The sequence below is a fragment of the Leclercia sp. M50 genome (assembly GCF_037150775.1).
GTDB lineage: Bacteria > Pseudomonadota > Gammaproteobacteria > Enterobacterales > Enterobacteriaceae > Enterobacter.
This window is the reverse complement of the sequence record NZ_JBBCPK010000095.1, coordinates 1-16,486: the sequence shown is the minus strand read 5'-3', so window position 1 is coordinate 16,486 and position 16,486 is coordinate 1. Positions and strand designations below refer to the sequence as shown.

The window sequence follows — 16,486 nt, the reverse complement described above, 5'->3', positions numbered from 1 at the left end:
CTTGAAGAACAGCTCCTGATTGCCGATGTTGGCGTGGAAACCACCCGCAAAATCATCAGCAGCCTGACGGAGAGCGCCAGCCGTAAACAGCTGCGCGATGCCGAAGCGCTCTACGGCCTGCTGAAAGAAGAGATGGGTGAAATCCTCGCAAAAGTTGACGAACCGCTTAATATTGAAGGCAAAATGCCTTTTGTTATTCTGATGGTGGGCGTTAACGGCGTGGGTAAAACCACCACTATCGGCAAGCTGGCGCGTCAGTTTGAACAGCAAGGTAAATCGGTGATGCTGGCCGCGGGGGATACCTTCCGTGCCGCCGCCGTTGAGCAGCTGCAGGTATGGGGCCAGCGCAACAATATTCCGGTGATTGCCCAGCACACCGGCGCAGACTCCGCATCGGTGATTTTCGATGCGATTCAGGCGGCGAAAGCGCGCAATGTTGATGTCCTGATTGCCGATACCGCAGGGCGTCTGCAGAATAAATCGCATCTGATGGAAGAGCTGAAGAAGATCGTCCGCGTGATGAAAAAGCTGGACGAAGATGCACCGCATGAAATTATGCTGACTATTGATGCCAGCACCGGACAGAACGCCATCAGCCAGGCGAAGCTGTTCCATGAAGCGGTAGGGCTGACCGGGATCACGCTGACCAAGCTGGATGGCACCGCGAAAGGCGGGGTGATCTTCTCGGTAGCGGATCAATTTGGTATTCCTATCCGCTACATCGGTGTTGGCGAACGTATCGAAGATTTACGTCCGTTTAAATCGGGCGACTTTATTGAGGCACTTTTTGCCCGAGAGGATTAACAATGATTCGCTTTGAACACGTCAGCAAGGCCTATCTCGGTGGGAGACAAGCGCTGCAGGGAGTGACATTCCACCTGCAGCCGGGCGAGATGGCATTTCTGACCGGCCACTCCGGCGCGGGGAAAAGCACCCTGCTCAAGCTTATCTGTGGGATCGAACGACCAAGCGCCGGGAAAATCTGGTTCAGCGGCCACGACATCAGCCGCCTGAAAAACCGCGAAGTGCCGTTTCTGCGTCGGCAGATCGGTATGATTTTCCAGGATCACCATCTGCTGATGGACCGCACGGTCTTCGACAACGTGGCGATCCCGCTGATTATCGCGGGCGCCAGCGGGGATGATATTCGTCGTCGCGTATCGGCGGCGCTGGATAAGGTCGGGCTGCTGGACAAAGCGAAGAACTTCCCTATCCAGCTTTCCGGCGGTGAACAGCAGCGCGTGGGCATTGCCCGCGCGGTGGTGAACAAACCGGCGGTGCTGCTGGCGGATGAACCGACCGGTAACCTGGACGACGCCCTTTCCGAAGGGATCCTGCGTCTGTTTGAGGAGTTTAACCGCGTGGGGGTGACAGTACTGATGGCGACGCACGACATGGGGCTGATTGCTCGTCGTTCGTACCGCATGCTGACGCTCAGCGACGGTCATTTGCACGGAGGCCTCGGTGAATAAGCGTGACGCAATGAACCAGATGCGGCAGTTTGGCAGCAAACTTGACCGTTTTCGTAAATCGGCAGGCGGCCCGGGAGAGGGCAACCGCAATGCGCCGAAGCGCAGCAAATCCGCGCCAAGACCCAACTCGCGCAAAACCAACGTGTTTAACGAGCAGGTGCGTTACGCCTTCCAGGGCGCGCTGCAGGATCTGAAAAGCAAACCGTTCGCCACCTTCCTGACGGTCATGGTGATCGCCATCTCCCTGACCCTGCCCAGCGTCTGCTACATGGTCTATAAAAACGTTAATCAGGCGGCGTCGCAGTACTATCCTTCTCCGCAGATCACCGTTTATCTCGATAAATCCCTCGACGATAACGCCGCTGCCCAGGTTGTGGGTCAGCTACAGGCCGAGCAGGGGGTTGAGAAGGTGAACTACCTGTCGCGGGAAGACGCGCTGGGCGAGTTCCGTAACTGGTCCGGGTTTGGCGGCGCGCTGGATATGCTGGAAGAGAACCCTCTGCCTGCGGTGGCGGTGGTGATCCCAAAACTCGATTTCCAGGGCACCGAGTCGCTAAACACCCTGCGCGATCGCGTCTCCCGTATTCACGGCATTGATGAGGTGCGGATGGACGACAGCTGGTTCGCCCGTCTGACGGCGCTGACGGGCCTTGTGGGGCGCGTTGCGGCGATGATCGGCGTGCTGATGGTAGCGGCGGTGTTCCTCGTTATCGGCAACAGCGTGCGCCTGAGCATCTTTGCCCGTCGCGACACCATTAACGTACAGAAGCTGATCGGCGCCACCGATGGCTTCATCCTGCGTCCGTTCCTGTATGGCGGCGCACTGCTCGGTTTTGCCGGTGCATTTCTTTCACTGATTTTGTCAGAAATTTTGGTGATGCGACTTTCCGCCGCGGTAACTGAAGTGGCGCAGGTTTTTGGAACTAAGTTTAATATCAGCGGTTTATCCTTCGACGAGTGCCTCTTATTGCTGCTGGTTTGCTCGATGATCGGCTGGATAGCGGCCTGGTTAGCAACCGTGCAACATTTACGTCACTTTACCCCTGACTAAAAAATCTCTGGTATAATCTTTCCCTGCATTGAGAATCACCGTGCAGGGAAAGAGCCTTTCGTTGACTCTGACCCGCATCATCATCTTCACGTCACATTTTGTGCGTAATTTATTCACAGTTTCACTCGGAACTTGTGGATAAAATCACTGTCTGATAAAAGAGTGAGTGATATTCTCGTTGCTCATTAATTCTGGCATGTTCGTTGCCTGATGGGGACTAACCGCCGCCAGAAAAATTGATTGAGAGGAATGAATGACCAAAGAAATGCAAACTTTAGCTTTAGCCCCTGTTGGTAACCTGGAATCTTACATCCGGGCCGCTAACACCTGGCCGATGTTGACGGCCGAGGAAGAAAAGGAGCTTGCTGAAAAGCTGCATTACCAGGGCGATCTGGAAGCAGCTAAGACGCTGATCCTGTCTCACCTGCGCTTTGTTGTTCACGTTGCTCGTAATTACGCGGGCTACGGCCTGCCGCAGGCAGACCTGATCCAGGAAGGTAACATTGGCCTGATGAAGGCGGTGCGTCGCTTCAACCCGGAAGTGGGTGTGCGTCTGGTCTCCTTTGCTGTGCACTGGATCAAGGCGGAAATCCACGAATACGTGCTGCGTAACTGGCGTATCGTGAAGGTCGCCACCACCAAAGCACAGCGTAAACTGTTCTTTAACCTGCGTAAAACCAAGCAGCGTCTGGGCTGGTTCAACCAGGACGAAGTGGAAATGGTTGCCCGCGAGCTGGGCGTCTCCAGCAAAGACGTGCGTGAGATGGAATCGCGGATGGCCGCGCAGGACATGACCTTTGATATGTCCTCTGACGACGATGCCTCCGACAGCCAGCCGATGGCCCCGGTCCTCTATCTGCAGGATAAGTCATCTAACTTTGCCGACGGCATTGAAGATGATAACTGGGAAGAGCAGGCCGCCAACAAGCTGACCTATGCAATGGAAGGCCTCGACGAGCGTAGCCAGGATATCATCCGTGCCCGCTGGCTGGACGAAGACAACAAGTCCACCCTGCAGGAGCTGGCCGACCGCTATGGTGTCTCCGCTGAACGTGTGCGTCAGCTGGAAAAGAACGCCATGAAAAAACTTCGCGCCGCTATCGAAGCGTAATCCTCGCGAAGTTCCCCGATAACCCTCGAATGCAAATTCGGGGGTTTTGTTTTTTTAGCGCCCGTACTGGCAAATACTCCCCTCCTGGCAAACAGTTACCTGATGCCGTGTGCTGACTCGTTAAAGCCTCGCTTACCTTATATACATTACAAAATAGCTATTCCAATTCGATAAAAATGGGGTATGTTTTAGCAGAGTATGCTGAAAAGGCGCGCACGGCAGACGCATAATTGAAATAAAGCGCCAAAAAACAACATCACAACAAACACAATAACCATCACAATGGGGATTCTCAGGATGAATATGAAGGGTAAAGCCTTACTGGCAGGATGTATCGCGTTGGCTTTCGGCACCGCTCAGGCTGATATCAAAGTGGCCGTTGTCGGCGCAATGTCCGGTCCGGTAGCCCAGTACGGCGACCAGGAATTCACTGGTGCAGAGCAGGCAGTTGCCGACATTAATGCCAAGGGCGGCATCAAAGGCGAAAAACTGCAGATCGTAAAATATGATGATGCCTGCGACCCGAAACAAGCGGTTGCGGTTGCCAACAAAGTGGTGAATGACGGCATCAAATACGTTATCGGCCACCTCTGCTCCTCTTCCACGCAGCCCGCGTCTGATATCTACGAAGACGAAGGCATTCTGATGATCACCCCAGCGGCTACCGCGCCGGAGCTGACCTCCCGTGGCTATAAGATGGTCATGCGTACCACCGGGCTGGACTCTGACCAGGGCCCAACCGCAGCGAAATATATCGTTGAGAAAGTGAAGCCGAAGCGTATCGCTATTGTCCATGACAAGCAGCAGTACGGTGAAGGCCTGGCGCGTTCCGTGCAGGACAACCTGAAAAAAGCGAACGCTAACGTGGTCTTCTTCGACGGTATCACTGCCGGTGAGAAAGATTTCTCTACTCTGGTGGCGCGCCTGAAGAAAGAGAACATCGATTTCGTTTACTACGGGGGTTATCACCCGGAGATGGGCCAGATCCTGCGTCAGTCTCGCGCTGCCGGTCTGAAAACGCAGTTCATGGGTCCGGAAGGGGTGGCGAACGTCTCCCTGTCTAACATCGCCGGTGAATCTGCTGAAGGCCTGCTAGTGACCAAGCCGAAGAACTACGATCAGGTTCCTGCCAACAAACCGATCGTAGACGCCATCAAGGCGAAGAAACAGGATCCAAGCGGTGCCTTCGTCTGGACCACCTACGCGGCGCTGCAAACCCTGCAGGCGGGCCTGAATCAGTCCGCTGAACCGGCTGACATCGCTACCTGGCTGAAAGCGAACTCCGTTGAAACCGTAATGGGGCCGCTCTCCTGGGATGAGAAAGGCGACCTGAAAGGCTTTGAATTCGGCGTGTTTGACTGGCATGCCAACGGCACGGCGACCGACGCCAAATAATCCTCAGGGCGAGCGATGAAACGCTCGCCCTTTTCTTATCTTCTCGAATTCTCTCCTCTGGCATCATCCCCGCCGTTTAGCGCTCGCTGCTATTCCCTTTTTCTAATCTCAAAAAATGTGATCATATACCTTATTTTTTAAAACTATATAGTTTTAATATGTCGCCATTGCAGGCTGATGGATAACGTTTAAGATATGGATAAATTTGAATATTTATTTTGATATATACAGCTCGTTAATACAACGGGATGTATATAACTTGCAGCGCGACGGCAATGATTCCTACGACCGCTACGGCGTGCAACTGCGCTTTAAATATTATTCCTGCTAAAGCCTTATATTTGCCGCTTATTACGACAATAAATAATTGCTGAGGATAATAGACAATATCGCTTTGCCGATAGCGTTTGGCCCGCCTGCGCCCAAATGGCATTTATCCGCGAATAACTCATTGCCGCTCTGCACAAAAACAGGGGTTTTGCATAAAGGGAGAATACCTATGCCAGAAAATTACGAAGGAATGATTATGGGGCTGATTACCCATGACGGCAGCTGCAACAGCCTGGCTTTCGCTGCGCTTCAGGCAGCGAAACGACAGGATCATGATCAGGTGCAGCGTCTGTTAGCCGGGGCGAAAAAGGTCCACCAGAACAGAGCGGAAGGCAGATCATGACGGTTTTAGATACGATAGCCGGTTTTTCGCAAAAACTGGCTGGCCAGGTGCATCTGCGCAGCCTGCGCGACAGCTTTATTATCGCTATCCCGTTTTTAGTGTTGGCCGGGCTTTTTATTATGGTCAACTACGTCTTTCTCGATACCAACGGCTTTATGCGCCACGTGCTCTCTGCCGACACCATGGTGCAGTGGCGGGGGATCGGCGAGCGGGCGCTGAACGGCACCATGAACATTTTGTCCATTATGCTGGCGGTGCTGGTGGCCTATTCGCTGGCCAGCAAGCGTAAGTTCGAAAGCCCGATCATTGCCGCGATGGTTTCGCTGGCCTGCTTTTTTGTGCTGATGCCGGTCACCGCCTCCGTTACCGCTGCCACCGGCGAGACGGTGAGTGTGACGGGCGTGGTGCCCTACGCGCAGACCAACGCGGGTGGAGTATTTCTGGCGATTCTGTGCGCCTTTCTCTCTACCAGCATTTTTCTGAAGATCTCCGGCTCTCCGGCGCTGCGGATCTCGCTGGGAGAGGAGGTGCCTCCTATGGTGCAGCAGTCGTTTAACGCCCTGTCTGCCATCATGATCACCGTGGCTTTCTTCTCCATCGCCACCTTTGCCATTACCAGCCTGACGCATACCGAGCTGTTTGCGCTGATCCAGACCCTGGTGCAAAAGCCGCTGGTCCATCTGACCACCAGCCTGCCGGGCTTTATTACCTTAACCACCCTGACGAACTTGCTGTTTTCGCTGGGTATTCATCCCTCAGGTATTATCAACCCGGTACTGGAGCCGCCGCTGCTGGTCGCCATGCAGGAGAACATGGCCGCCTTCGCCGCTGGCCTGCCGCCGCCGCACATTATTGTGCTGCCGTTTCGCGACCTGTATGGTCACATGGGCGGAACGGGTTCAACGCTGGCGCTGTTGCTGGCGATCCTGCTGCGCAGCCGCATGAGCAGCCATAAAAAGTTCGCCAGAACGGTGATTGCTCCTGGGGTGTTTAATATCAACGAGCCGGTGATTTTTGGCCTGCCGGTGATCCTCAACCCGCTGATGATGATCCCGTTTATTTTCTACCCGCAGATAAACTTTATCATCGCCTATTACGCCACCGCCTGGGGCTGGGTATCGCATATTGTCGCCTACGTGCCCTGGTCGGTACCGCCTTTGCTTTCCGGCTGGCTGGGATCGGGGGGCGATCTGCGCAACGTGGTGCTGCAAATTATCCTGATTGGGGTTGGGGTCGTGATTTACCTTCCCTTCCTGCTGGCCTATGAGCGCTCAATTAGCGCGAAAAAAGCGCAGCAGGTCATCGAGACCATCGCCACGACGCCGCCAACAGATCCTCAGCCAGAACCGGCAATCGCGCAGCCGCTGCGCGAGGGCGAGGCCCACCCGCTGGACGATAAAACCATCGTGCTGGTGTGTAACGAGGGCATGTCCACCTCGCTGGTGGCAAAAAAGATGCGGCAATATGCAGAGAGTATCCACTGTACCGCGTCGATTAGCGCCACCCATATCGGCAACCTCGAAGAAACCGTGCAAAAAGCTGACCTGATACTCCTCTCGCCGCAGCTTACCTATATGGAAAGCAACGTTCGGGAAACGGCAGGAGATCGCTGCCGCGTGGCGCGGGTTAACCCGCAGCATTTTTCAAATATGGATGGTCAGGCGCTCATTGAGCATGCCGTCACGTTGTTAAAATAAGGAAGTTATATGATTAATTGCGCATTTATTGGCTTTGGTAAAAGTGCTACCCGCTACCATTTGCCCTACGTCCTGATCCGCGACGATAAATATCGTGTGAAGACGATTTACGATATCGTCGCTAAGCCGGAGATTGAGTCCCGGCCGCAATACCGCGGAATTACTTTTACCCGTGACGTTAACGAGATCCTTACGGATGACACCATCCGCCTGGTGGTTATCTGCACCCACCCGGACAGCCACTACTCCTGGGCAAAGGCCTGTATCGAGCACGGCAAAAACGTCATGGTCGAGAAGCCGTTCACCACCACGCTGGACGAGGCGAAGACGCTGCTGGCGCTGGCGAAGCAGCACGGCGTCACCGTCACGCCGTTTCAGAACCGCCGCTTCGACTCCTGTTTCCTGACCGTGCAGCAGGTAATTAAGAGCGGCCTGCTCGGGGATATAGTGGAAATTGAGAGCCACTTCGACTATTTCCGCCCCGAGGCGCAGCCGCAGGTTAACCACCCCTTCAACGGCGCATTTTATGGCCTTGGGATCCACACCCTTGACCAGATGCTGGCGCTGTTTGGCCGGCCGCGCCAGGTAGCCTATGACATCCGTAGCCTGCGGCTGAAGCAAAATCCCGACGATACCTTTGAAGCCCAGCTCTATTACGACGACCTGAAGGCGATCATTAAAACCAGCCATCTGGTGATGACGCCCTATCCGCGATTTATCGTTCACGGCACCCGCGGCTCCTTTATTCAGATGCAGATCGACCAGCAGGAGAGTTACCTGAAAGAGAATATCATGCCGGACCACCCGACATTTTGTGCCAATAACCAGCCGGGCATTATTGAATATCTGAATGAGGAGCAGCAGACGGTTAAGCGCGAGGTGCCTGCGGTGCGCGGCGATTATGGCCGGGTGTATGACGCGCTCTACGACACCATAATGAACGGTGCCGCCAATTACGTCAGCGAGCAGGATATGTTGACCAACCTGGAAATACTTGAGGGCGGTTTTAGCCGCGCCACGCCTTTCGTTATCGATTTGGGTTAATACTATGAAACGGATATTAAATTGTCGGGCATCCGATTTTCAGCGTCAGTCTGAAGCAGAAGAGTTAGTGGCGGCTATTCGTGCCTCTGAGGGGCGGGTCGTGCTCGCCGAAGTGGCGGCGGGAACCCCGCCACTCTACCCGGACGTCACCAATGCCGAGCTGGTGGCGGCGTTTGGTGCCGATATGGTTCTGCTCAAGGGATACAATACCGCCACCCATGTGGTCGCCGGAGCGCCCGTGGCGGGGGGAATTGAGCAGGTCAAAGCCCTTACCGGCAGGCTGGTGGGCGTCAGCCTTGAGGTGACGCCCGAAAACGACGCCGATAACCCGCGCAGCCTGTCGCGGCACGCGCTTGAACAGGTGCAGGGTGCGGATTTCCTCTGCCTGACCGGCTACGACAAGCCGGGGGTGGATCGGCACAGCATGCTTCAGGCGATAAGCCTTGCGAAGGCGCACTTCCCTGGCTTTATCATGGTGGCAAAGTTCAGCGCCCGGGGGCTGATGGCTGCGGCGGAATATGCGGAGTACGCGGCGGCGGGCGCCAACGCGGTAGTGATCCCCGCACCAGGAACCTGTCAGGGGAGCCGTGAGGGGGAGGTGAGCGCGATCGTTGATGCCGTACACCTGGCGGGTGCGCTGGCTATCACCACCATCAGTACCAGTCAGGAGGGGGCAGACGGCGCAACGGTGAGCCAGATTGGTCTTGCCAGCAAGCGCTGCGGCAGCGACATCCATAGCTTTGGGGATGCTGGCTGCGCGGGAATAGCCGACCCGGAAGCGATTTACCGCCTGTCAATTGCCGTAAGAGGAAAGAGGCACACCTGGGTTCGAATGGCCTCATCTATAAGGCGTTGAGATTTCTATCTGCCTGTATTTATAGTATAACAGGCCTATGTTTATAGGTCTGTATTGTGGTCAGAATGCCGAAGTATCTTGCAATATATAAAGAGATTAAAAAAAGAATACTTTCTGGCTATTACGCACAGAATAGCCAACTGCCGGAAGGAAAGAAATTCGCGCTGCTTTTTGATTGCAGCGAACTGACTATTACCAAGGCGCTGGATATTCTGGTTAAAGAGGGGCTGGTCGTCAGAAAAAGAGGTCTCGGCTCTTTTGTTAAATTACCGTTTAATACCTCGTCAATTAATAGCCATCTGAAGGGCACCAAAGCGCGCTGTGATGAATCAGGCGAGACAATAACAACGCGAGTAATTGCTTTTTCCGCCATTCCCGCCCCGGCCGACGTGCAGGAAAAACTCCAGCTTGGCGGCGATGAGATGGTCTATTCGATCCTTCGCGTCAGGGTTATTAACGACGTGCCGGCCATTATCGAAAAAACCTTTATGCCGGTGAACGTTATTCCTGGCCTCAACTATGCCAACGTGGCGGACTCCATATATAGCTATATTACCGACGCGCTGGGCTATCAGATCCACAGCAGCCACATGATGATCACCGCCTCCATAGCTGATGAGCAGCAAAGCCAGCTATTGCAGCTGGCAGAGCCGGAGGTGGTTATTCACGTTGAGCAGACCGCCTATTTAGATAACGGCAAGCTGTTTGAATACTCGGTCGCTACTCACCGCTATAACCGGTTTAAATTCGCCACCGAGTTTATTAAATACAATTAAGGCCGGTTTTATTCCTGCCCGTGATGGACCCATCCATCCTGCTGCGCCACGAACCCCAGCGCCTGCATAAAGGCCGCCATCACGCCGCGGTCTTCGACGCCCACGTCCGCCATCCACCACGAGGCTACGCTCGGGTTATCGCGCACCACCTCTTCAACCAGATATTGCCCTACGCCGCGACGACGCGTGACTTCACGCACGCGCAGGGAGTCCAGCGCGCCTTCCGTCCCGCTCAGCGTGACGCGCACCGCGCCTAACAGCCGCTCGTTAAAGCGCGCAGCATAAATTCGATGGGTATCATCAACGGTGAGGGAGGCGGGGGAGTATTCCGGCCAGATTTTGCCAAGATCGATAAGATCCTGGTCGCTAAAGGTCACCAGACGAACGATAGTCAGTTTCATTAGCAGCTTATCCACGTAAAAAAAGTACAGGCAGTGTACTCAATTTATCCTGCTGGCGGCTTCTCCTTTTTCAATCCATTCTCCAGGTGATTACTTTTTTAGCAGCCAAATGTGCAGCCAGAAAACGCAGGGATCGAAAAATAAGCAGAATATTAACCTAAAAGGCAGCGTTTTATTCCGCTCTTTGTACCGTTATTTTATGCTGCAATTTGTACTTTTAGTTGTTTATCTCTGCCTGATTTCAGAATATTATCTTTGCTTAATCACCTGAAATATAGAGATTTTACTCTGATTTTTGTGAAAAAACTGTGCTAAACCATTAAAGGCAATAGCAAAAGTTGCGTTGTTTAATAAAAGTACAGAATGCTTTTTAACCATAATAAAACAAAATATATACATCACGTCACGAATGGGGATTCACCAATGAAAAGGAACGCGAAGACATTGATCGCGGGAATGGTTGCACTGGCAGTTTCGCAGGCGGCCATGGCGGAGGATATTAAAGTTGCTGTGGTAGGTGCGTTGTCCGGTCCGGTTGCCCAGTGGGGTGATATGGAGTTCAACGGCGCGCGCCAGGCAATTAAAGACATCAACGCCAAAGGCGGCATAAAAGGCGACAAACTGGTCGGTGTGGAATATGACGATGCCTGCGACCCGAAACAGGCCGTGGCCGTTGCCAACAAAATTGTGAACGATGGCATTCAGTATGTGATTGGCCATCTCTGCTCTTCCTCCACCCAGCCTGCCTCCGATATCTACGAGGATGAAGGCATTCTGATGATCACGCCGGGCGCCACTAACCCTGAGCTGACCCAGCGCGGCTATCAGTACATCATGCGTACCGCAGGGCTCGACTCTTCACAGGGGCCGACTGCGGCGAAGTACATTCTCGAGAGCGTGAAGCCGCAGCGTATTGCCATCATTCATGATAAGCAGCAGTACGGCGAAGGGCTGGCCCGCTCTGTACAGGATGGCCTGAAAAAAGGCGGTGCCAATGTGGTCTTCTTCGACGGCATCACCGCAGGCGAAAAAGACTTCTCCGCACTGCTGGCGCGTCTGCAAAAAGAGAACATCGATTTCGTCTACTACGGCGGCTACTACCCGGAAATGGGGCAGATGCTGCGCCAGGCGCGCGCTATCGGCCTGAAAACCCAGTTTATGGGGCCGGAAGGGGTAGGTAACGCCTCTCTGTCGAACATTGCAGGCGATGCGGGCGAAGGCATGCTGGTGACGATGCCAAAACGCTATGACCAGGATCCGGCGAACAGCGCTATCGTTAACGCCCTGAAAGCCGAGAAGAAAGATGCGAGTGGTCCGTACGTCTGGATCACCTATGCCGCCGTACAGTCTCTGGCTACCGCCATGGATCGTACCGGCAGCAAAGCGCCGCAGGATCTGATTAAAGATTTAAAAGCACACGGGGCTAACACCGTGATTGGGCCGCTGAACTGGGATGAGAAAGGCGATCTGAAGGGATTTGAGTTTGGTGTCTTTAAGTGGCACGCCGACGGTTCATCCTCGGCCGCCAAATAATTATCCCACCGCCCGGCAGGACCGGGCGGGAATAGAAAGGTTACCTTATGTCCGAGCAGTTTCTCTATTTTCTGCAGCAGATGTTTAACGGCGTCACGCTGGGAAGCACCTATGCACTGATCGCCATCGGTTACACGATGGTGTACGGCATTATCGGCATGATCAACTTCGCCCACGGCGAGGTCTATATGATCGGCAGCTATGTCTCCTTTATGATTATCGCCGCGCTGATGATGATGGGCATCGACAGTAGCTGGCTGCTGGTGGCCGCCGGATTTGTCGGGGCGATTGTCATTGCCAGCGCCTACGGCTGGAGTATCGAACGGGTGGCCTACCGCCCGGTGCGTAGCTCCAAGCGTCTGATTGCGCTGATCTCCGCGATTGGTATGTCCATCTTCCTGCAAAACTACGTCAGCCTCACCGAAGGGTCGCGCGACGTGGCGCTGCCAAGCCTGTTTAACGGCCAGTGGATAGTGGGTGCCAGCGAGAACTTCTCCGCCTCCATCACCACCATGCAGCTGGTGATTTGGGTTGTGACCTTTATTGCGATGCTGGCCCTGACGCTGTTTATCCGCTACTCCCGCATGGGTCGCGCCTGCCGCGCCTGTGCAGAAGATCTGAAAATGGCGAGCCTGCTCGGTATCAACACCGACCGCGTGATTGCCCTGACCTTCGTGATTGGCGCGGCGATGGCGGCGGTGGCCGGTGTTCTGCTCGGTCAGTTCTACGGCGTGATTAACCCATACATCGGCTTTATGGCCGGGATGAAAGCCTTCACCGCGGCGGTACTGGGCGGTATCGGCAGTATTCCGGGCGCGATGATCGGCGGCCTGATTCTGGGCGTGGCCGAAGCGCTCTCCTCGGCCTATCTGAGTACCGAATATAAAGATGTGGTGTCGTTTGCCCTGCTGATTCTGGTTCTGCTGGTCATGCCTACCGGTATTCTGGGTCGTCCGGAGGTAGAGAAAGTATGAAACCGATGCATTTTGCTATGGCACTGCTCTCTGCGGCGATGTTCTTCGTGCTGGCGGCGGTCTTTATGGGCGTTCAGCTGGAGCTGAGCGGCACTAAGCTGGTGGTGGATTCCGCGTCGGATATCCGCTGGCAGTGGGTCTTTGTTGGCACCGCGGTGGTCTTCTTCTTCCAGCTGCTGCGTCCGGTTTTCCAGAAGACGTTGAAAAGCGTCTCCGGGCCGAAGTTCGTTCTGCCGGCTATCGACGGCTCAACCGTTAAACAGAAGCTGTTCCTCGTGGCGCTGCTGGTGGCGGCCGTGGCATGGCCGTTCGTGGTTTCGCGTGGGACGGTGGATATCGCCACCCTGACCATGATTTACGTGATCCTCGGCCTCGGCCTGAACGTAGTGGTGGGGCTCTCTGGCCTGCTGGTATTGGGCTACGGCGGTTTCTATGCCATCGGCGCCTACACCTTCGCCCTGCTGAACCACTATTACGGTCTTGGCTTCTGGACCTGTCTGCCGCTGGCGGGGCTGGTCTCTGCTGCCGCCGGTTTCCTGCTCGGCTTCCCGGTGCTGCGCCTGCGCGGTGACTATCTGGCGATTGTGACCTTAGGCTTCGGCGAAATCGTCCGTATCCTGCTGCTCAACAATACCGAAGTGACCGGCGGCCCGAACGGCATCAGCCAGATCCCGAAACCGACCTTCTTCGGCCTGGAGTTCAGCCGTTCCGCCCGTGAAGGCGGCTGGGACACCTTCAGCAACTTCTTCGGCGTGAAGTACGACCCGTCCGACCGCGTGATCTGGCTCTATCTGGTAGCGCTGCTGCTGGTGGTTCTCACCCTGTTCGTGATTAACCGCCTGCTGCGTATGCCGCTGGGGCGTGCATGGGAAGCGCTGCGTGAAGATGAGATCGCCTGCCGCTCCCTGGGCCTGAACCCGACCCGCATCAAGCTGACTGCCTTTACCATCAGCGCCGCGTTTGCCGGTTTTGCCGGAACGCTGTTTGCCGCGCGTCAGGGCTTCGTCAGCCCGGAGTCGTTCACCTTTGCGGAATCCGCCTTCGTGCTGGCGATTGTGGTGCTGGGCGGGATGGGCTCGCAGTTCGCGGTTATTCTCGCGGCCATTCTGCTGGTGGTCTCCCGTGAATTGATGCGCGACTTTAACGAATACAGCATGCTGATGCTGGGTGGTTTGATGGTGCTGATGATGATCTGGCGTCCGCAGGGTCTGCTGCCGATGACCCGTCCGCAGCTGAAGCTGAAGAACGGGCAGACAAAAGGAGAGCAGGCATGAGTCAGCCATTATTATCCGTTAACGGCCTGATGATGCGTTTTGGCGGCCTGCTGGCGGTCAACAATGTCTCTTTGGATCTGCATCAAAAAGAGATTGTGTCGCTGATCGGCCCGAACGGTGCCGGGAAGACCACGGTCTTTAACTGCCTGACCGGTTTCTACAAGCCGACGGGCGGCACCATCATGCTGCGCGACCAGCACCTGGAAGGGCTGCCGGGCCAGCAGATTGCCCGCATGGGCGTGGTGCGTACCTTCCAGCACGTGCGTCTGTTCCGCGAGATGACGGTGATTGAAAACCTGCTGGTGGCCCAGCATCAGCAGCTGAAAACCGGGCTCTTCTCCGGCCTGCTGAAAACCCCGGCGTTTCGCCGTGCCCAGGACGAAGCATTAGATCGCGCCGCCACCTGGCTCGATCGTATCGGCCTGCTTCAGCATGCCAACCGCCAGGCGAGCAACCTCGCTTACGGCGATCAGCGTCGTCTGGAGATTATCCGCTGCATGGTGACCCAGCCGGAGATCCTGATGCTCGATGAACCGGCGGCAGGGCTTAACCCGAAAGAGACCAAAGAGCTGGATGAGTTGATTGTCGAGCTGCGTAACCATCACGACACCACCATCCTGCTGATTGAGCATGATATGAAGCTGGTGATGGGCATTTCGGATCGTATTTACGTGGTGAACCAGGGGACGCCGCTGGCCAACGGCACGCCGGAAGAGATCCGCAACAACCCGGACGTGATCCGTGCTTACCTGGGTGAGGCATAAGATGGAAAAAGCGATGTTATCTTTTGACAAGGTTAATGCCCACTACGGCAAGATCCAGGCCCTGCACGACGTCAGTCTGCACATCAATCAGGGCGAAATCGTCACCCTGATTGGCGCCAACGGCGCGGGGAAAACCACCCTGCTTGGCACCCTGTGCGGCGACCCGCGCGCCACCAGCGGGCGTATCGTCTTTGACGGTAAAGACATCACCGACTGGCAGACCGCAAAAATCATGCGTGAAGCGGTGGCGATTGTCCCGGAAGGACGGCGCGTCTTCTCCCGCATGACGGTAGAAGAGAACCTGGCGATGGGCGGCTTCTTTGCCGAGCGCGAACAGTTCCAGACCCGCATCAAGCGCGTGTATGACCTCTTCCCGCGCCTGTTTGAGCGCCGTATTCAGCGGGCGGGCACCATGTCCGGCGGGGAACAGCAGATGCTGGCGATTGGCCGTGCGCTGATGAGCCAGCCGCGCCTGCTGCTGCTCGACGAACCCTCGCTCGGGCTGGCGCCAATCATCATTCAGCAGATCTTCGACACCATCGAGCAGTTGCGCAGCGAGGGGATGACCATCTTCCTCGTGGAGCAGAACGCCAACCAGGCGCTGAAGCTCGCGGATCGCGGCTACGTGCTGGAGAATGGTCGGGTGGTGCTGGAAGACACCGGCGATGCCCTGCTGGCGAACGAAGCGGTGCGGAGCGCGTATTTAGGCGGCTGAGCCGTCTCTATTGCCCGGTGGCGCTTACGCTTACCGGGCCTACGGGATCGAGTAGGCCGGGTAAGGCGAAGCCGCCACCCGGCTTTTTCACATAAACCCCTTCACACAACCATCATCCCGCTGACCTTTTGTTGTCACTTATCTGTAAACAAACGGTTATTTTTCTGTCATTCGAGCATGTCATGTTACCTCGCGAGCACAAAACGCGTGATATCGCGCATCCGGCACAATAAGAGAGATGACAATGACATCGTTACGACACACAGCTTTGGGTCTGGCAATGGGTCTGGCTTTTGCGGCTAACGCAATGGCCGTCACCACTATTCCGTTCTGGCATTCCATGGAAGGGGAGTTGGGTAAAGAGGTTGACTCCCTGGCGCAGCGTTTCAACGACAGCCACCCGGATTATAAAATTGTGCCGGTGTACAAAGGCAACTACGAGCAGAGCCTGAGCGCGGGCATTGCCGCGTTCCGTACCGGTAACGCCCCGGCGCTGTTGCAGGTCTATGAAGTGGGTACGGCCACCATGATGGCCTCCAAAGCCATCAAGCCAGTCTATGAGGTGTTTAACGAGGCGGGTATTAACTTCGACGAATCGCAGTTCGTGCCAACCGTGGCGGGCTATTACACCGATTCCAAATCCGGCCATCTGCTCTCCCAGCCGTTTAACAGCTCCACCCCGGTGCTGTACTACAACAAAGACGCCTTTAAGAAAGCCGGTTTAGATCCGGAGCAGCCGCCGAAAAGCTG

Annotated in this window: 17 protein-coding genes; 16 read left to right on the top strand and 1 reads right to left on the bottom strand. The window is 55.4% G+C overall.

What is annotated here, in order from left to right:
- The 10 genes from ftsY to WFM46_RS19170 form a co-directional block, all read left to right on the top strand.
- The coding region (gene ftsY / locus WFM46_RS19215; protein WP_336998265.1) for a signal recognition particle-docking protein FtsY at positions 1-804 on the top strand (804 nt) is incomplete at its 5' end.
- 2 nt (positions 805-806) lie between these two features.
- On the top strand, positions 807-1,472 hold the full coding sequence (gene ftsE, locus WFM46_RS19210; protein ID WP_103177363.1) for a cell division ATP-binding protein FtsE: 666 nt from the start codon (positions 807-809) through the stop codon (positions 1,470-1,472).
- Entirely contained in the window at positions 1,465-2,523 is a 1,059-nt protein-coding gene (gene ftsX / locus WFM46_RS19205; RefSeq protein ID WP_103177362.1) for a permease-like cell division protein FtsX, read from the top strand. The genes ftsE and ftsX overlap by 8 nt, the downstream gene beginning before the upstream one ends.
- 253 nt (positions 2,524-2,776) lie before the next feature.
- On the top strand, positions 2,777-3,634 hold the full coding sequence (gene rpoH, locus WFM46_RS19200) for an RNA polymerase sigma factor RpoH (RefSeq protein WP_032614938.1): 858 nt from the start codon (positions 2,777-2,779) through the stop codon (positions 3,632-3,634).
- A 297-nt stretch (positions 3,635-3,931) separates the two neighbouring features.
- On the top strand, positions 3,932-5,029 hold the full coding sequence (locus WFM46_RS19195) for a branched-chain amino acid ABC transporter substrate-binding protein (protein ID WP_103791337.1): 1,098 nt from the start codon (positions 3,932-3,934) through the stop codon (positions 5,027-5,029).
- A 499-nt stretch (positions 5,030-5,528) separates the two neighbouring features.
- Entirely contained in the window at positions 5,529-5,702 is a 174-nt protein-coding gene (locus tag WFM46_RS19190; protein WP_336998264.1) for a PTS lactose/cellobiose transporter subunit IIA, read from the top strand.
- Positions 5,699-7,399, top strand: coding sequence for a PTS transporter subunit EIIC (locus WFM46_RS19185; RefSeq protein ID WP_336998263.1), 1,701 nt, complete (start codon positions 5,699-5,701; stop codon positions 7,397-7,399). Before WFM46_RS19190 ends, WFM46_RS19185 begins: the two co-directional genes overlap by 4 nt.
- 9 nt (positions 7,400-7,408) lie before the next feature.
- Complete coding sequence (locus WFM46_RS19180) at positions 7,409-8,443, top strand: oxidoreductase (RefSeq protein ID WP_336998262.1); 1,035 nt, start codon at positions 7,409-7,411, stop codon at positions 8,441-8,443.
- 4 nt (positions 8,444-8,447) lie between these two features.
- Positions 8,448-9,299, top strand: coding sequence for a DUF7916 family protein (locus WFM46_RS19175; protein ID WP_336998261.1), 852 nt, complete (start codon positions 8,448-8,450; stop codon positions 9,297-9,299).
- A gap of 65 nt (positions 9,300-9,364) precedes the next feature.
- On the top strand, positions 9,365-10,075 hold the full coding sequence (locus WFM46_RS19170) for a GntR family transcriptional regulator (RefSeq protein WP_103177357.1): 711 nt from the start codon (positions 9,365-9,367) through the stop codon (positions 10,073-10,075).
- Between the two features lie 8 nt (positions 10,076-10,083).
- Here the strand turns inward: WFM46_RS19170 and panM are convergent, their stop codons facing one another.
- Positions 10,084-10,476 carry an aspartate 1-decarboxylase autocleavage activator PanM gene (panM, locus tag WFM46_RS19165; protein ID WP_103177356.1) on the bottom strand — a complete coding sequence of 131 codons (393 nt, stop codon included), beginning with the start codon at positions 10,474-10,476 and terminating at the stop codon, positions 10,084-10,086.
- A gap of 423 nt (positions 10,477-10,899) precedes the next feature.
- On the opposite strand from panM, the gene livK reads away from it, so the two are divergent.
- The 6 genes from livK to WFM46_RS19135 all read left to right on the top strand — a co-directional run.
- Entirely contained in the window at positions 10,900-12,009 is a 1,110-nt protein-coding gene (gene livK / locus WFM46_RS19160; RefSeq protein WP_103177355.1) for a high-affinity branched-chain amino acid ABC transporter substrate-binding protein LivK, read from the top strand.
- Positions 12,010-12,056: 47 nt separating this feature from the next.
- Entirely contained in the window at positions 12,057-12,983 is a 927-nt protein-coding gene (gene livH, locus WFM46_RS19155; protein WP_013099131.1) for a high-affinity branched-chain amino acid ABC transporter permease LivH, read from the top strand.
- Positions 12,980-14,257: a branched chain amino acid ABC transporter permease LivM gene (livM, locus tag WFM46_RS19150; RefSeq protein ID WP_103177354.1), complete on the top strand. Its 1,278-nt coding sequence runs from the start codon at positions 12,980-12,982 to the stop codon at positions 14,255-14,257. Before livH ends, livM begins: the two co-directional genes overlap by 4 nt.
- Positions 14,254-15,021 (top strand): high-affinity branched-chain amino acid ABC transporter ATP-binding protein LivG, encoded by a 768-nt coding sequence (gene livG / locus WFM46_RS19145; protein ID WP_039032512.1) that lies wholly within the window; start codon positions 14,254-14,256, stop codon positions 15,019-15,021. Before livM ends, livG begins: the two co-directional genes overlap by 4 nt.
- A gap of 1 nt (position 15,022) precedes the next feature.
- A complete protein-coding gene (gene livF / locus WFM46_RS19140) occupies positions 15,023-15,736 on the top strand; it encodes a high-affinity branched-chain amino acid ABC transporter ATP-binding protein LivF (RefSeq protein ID WP_103177352.1) in 714 nt (237 codons plus the stop codon).
- Positions 15,737-15,980: 244 nt separating this feature from the next.
- Positions 15,981-16,486 (top strand): extracellular solute-binding protein (locus WFM46_RS19135; RefSeq protein WP_336998260.1); only part of this gene is annotated, 506 nt, incomplete at its 3' end.

Excerpts from the sequence above, each read along its gene's own strand:
- ftsE (WP_103177363.1), top strand. The coding sequence starts at position 807 with ATGATTCGCTTTGAACACGTCAGCAAGGCCTATCTCGGTGGGAGACAA.
- rpoH (WP_032614938.1), top strand. The coding sequence starts at position 2,777 with ATGACCAAAGAAATGCAAACTTTAGCTTTAGCCCCTGTTGGTAACCTG.
- WFM46_RS19195 (WP_103791337.1), top strand. The coding sequence starts at position 3,932 with ATGAATATGAAGGGTAAAGCCTTACTGGCAGGATGTATCGCGTTGGCT.
- WFM46_RS19190 (WP_336998264.1), top strand. The coding sequence starts at position 5,529 with ATGCCAGAAAATTACGAAGGAATGATTATGGGGCTGATTACCCATGAC.
- WFM46_RS19185 (WP_336998263.1), top strand. The coding sequence starts at position 5,699 with ATGACGGTTTTAGATACGATAGCCGGTTTTTCGCAAAAACTGGCTGGC.
- WFM46_RS19180 (WP_336998262.1), top strand. The coding sequence starts at position 7,409 with ATGATTAATTGCGCATTTATTGGCTTTGGTAAAAGTGCTACCCGCTAC.
- WFM46_RS19175 (WP_336998261.1), top strand. The coding sequence starts at position 8,448 with ATGAAACGGATATTAAATTGTCGGGCATCCGATTTTCAGCGTCAGTCT.
- WFM46_RS19170 (WP_103177357.1), top strand. The coding sequence starts at position 9,365 with ATGCCGAAGTATCTTGCAATATATAAAGAGATTAAAAAAAGAATACTT.
- panM (WP_103177356.1), bottom strand. The coding sequence starts at position 10,476 with ATGAAACTGACTATCGTTCGTCTGGTGACCTTTAGCGACCAGGATCTT.
- livK (WP_103177355.1), top strand. The coding sequence starts at position 10,900 with ATGAAAAGGAACGCGAAGACATTGATCGCGGGAATGGTTGCACTGGCA.
- livH (WP_013099131.1), top strand. The coding sequence starts at position 12,057 with ATGTCCGAGCAGTTTCTCTATTTTCTGCAGCAGATGTTTAACGGCGTC.
- livM (WP_103177354.1), top strand. The coding sequence starts at position 12,980 with ATGAAACCGATGCATTTTGCTATGGCACTGCTCTCTGCGGCGATGTTC.
- livG (WP_039032512.1), top strand. The coding sequence starts at position 14,254 with ATGAGTCAGCCATTATTATCCGTTAACGGCCTGATGATGCGTTTTGGC.
- livF (WP_103177352.1), top strand. The coding sequence starts at position 15,023 with ATGGAAAAAGCGATGTTATCTTTTGACAAGGTTAATGCCCACTACGGC.